This is a genomic window from Lentisalinibacter sediminis (assembly GCF_040706615.1).
Taxonomy (GTDB): Bacteria; Pseudomonadota; Gammaproteobacteria; order Steroidobacterales; family Woeseiaceae; genus Lentisalinibacter; species Lentisalinibacter sediminis.
On the sequence record NZ_JAPDRF010000011.1, the window covers coordinates 1 to 1590 of the forward strand.

Here is a 1590-nt window from a genome sequence, read left to right on the forward strand (position 1 = left end):
GCAGGGTGTGTCAAAACCCCTGACAAAGAGGCGCAGGCGATAGAAAATACCCGTCACGCAAGTGGCGGGTATTTTTTTATGAGCTACGTACGGGGCGAGTCGCGCACGCAGGGGACGCTTTTCCCGACCTCACTGGACGAGTTGGTGGGAGATGATCACGTTTGTCGCGTGATCGAGGCGTTCGTGGAGGGGTTGGAACTGGGCGAGATGGGGTTTTCTCGCGCGTGTCCGAGTGCCACGGGCCGCCCGCCGTATGATCCGGCGGATCTGCTGAAGCTCTATATCTACGGTTATCTGCACCAGACGCGCTCCTCGCGGCGGCTGGAGCGCGAGTGCGCTCGCAACGTGGAGGTGATGTGGCTATTGAACCGGCTCGCCCCGGATCACAAGACCATTGCGCGGTTTCGCCAGCACAACGGCGAGGCGTTGCGCCGGACCTGTGCGCTGTTCGTGCAGCTGTGCCGGCGCGCGGGTCTGGTTTCGGGGGAATGGGTAGCGATCGACGGCTCTAAGTTCCAGGCGGTGGCGAGTCGCAAGGCGGTGTGGAGCGAGGAGCGCCTGGCGCGCGAACAGGCGCGGCTGGAGGCGCAGATCGGCGATTATCTCGAACGCCTGGACGCGGTAGATGACTCCGAGGGCGAGGAGACCGGGGACGCCCGCGCCATTCGGGCGGCGCTTGAGCTGCTGCGCGCGGAACAAGCCGAGCAGGCCCGGGTTCAGGCATCACTCGATGAGAAGGGCGGGCGCTCACTGACCGCTACGGAGACCGATGCCCGCCCGATGCGTGGGACGGGGCCTGGCTACAACGTGCAGAGTGCCGTTGACGCCGGGCATCATCTGATCGTCTTTCATGCGGTGACGGACGAGGCAACGGACAACCGCTCCCTGCGCCCGCTGGCCGAGGGCGCGCAGCGCGCGCTCGGAAGCGAGTCGATGCAGGTGCTGGCCGATGCGGGCTATGCCAACGGTGAACAGGCGGCAGCACTTGAGGAGCGGGGCATCACGCCCTACGTGGCCTCGAACCGGGCGGTGAACAACCAGGGCAATGGCAAGCTGTTCCCGGCCCGTGCGTTTCGTTACGAGGAGGCCAGCGACACGTTGGAGTGTCCGGCGGGCAAGCGCCTGCACCGCAAGCAGCTGCAGAGACGTAATCATCAGATCATCTACAGCGCCCGGGAAGAGGACTGCGCAGCCTGCGCGCTGAAGGCGCAATGTACCGACAGGAAACGACGACTGGTGGGACGCCATGTCTACGAGCAAGCCCTGAGCGGCATGGCCGAGCGCACGACACCCTCTCATATGCGCCGGCGCGCCAGTATCGTCGAGCACCCCTTCGGCACGCTGAAGTACCAGATCTTCGAGAAACCGCGCTTCCTGATGCGCGGGCTATCGGGCGCCGGCACGGAGATGGCGCTCGCGGTCCTTGCCTATAACCTGAAAAGAGCGATGAAGGTGCTGGGCAACACCGAGCTTCGCCAAAGACTGATCACCGCCGCCGCGGCCTGATCGACAACCCTCAAAAAAACAACGCCCCGGAATGCTCCGGGGCGTTGTCGTTAGTGCCGGCCCGCAGGGTTTTGACACACCCTG

Annotated in this window: 1 protein-coding gene; it reads left to right on the forward strand. The window is 64.7% G+C overall.

Going from position 1 to position 1590, the window contains the following annotated elements; genetic code table 11:
- The first annotated feature begins 78 nt into the window (after positions 1–78).
- Positions 79–1506 (forward strand): IS1182 family transposase, encoded by a 1428-nt coding sequence (locus ACJMKX_RS17950; protein ID WP_405228431.1) that lies wholly within the window; start codon positions 79–81, stop codon positions 1504–1506.
- Positions 1507–1590 lie beyond the last annotated feature (84 nt).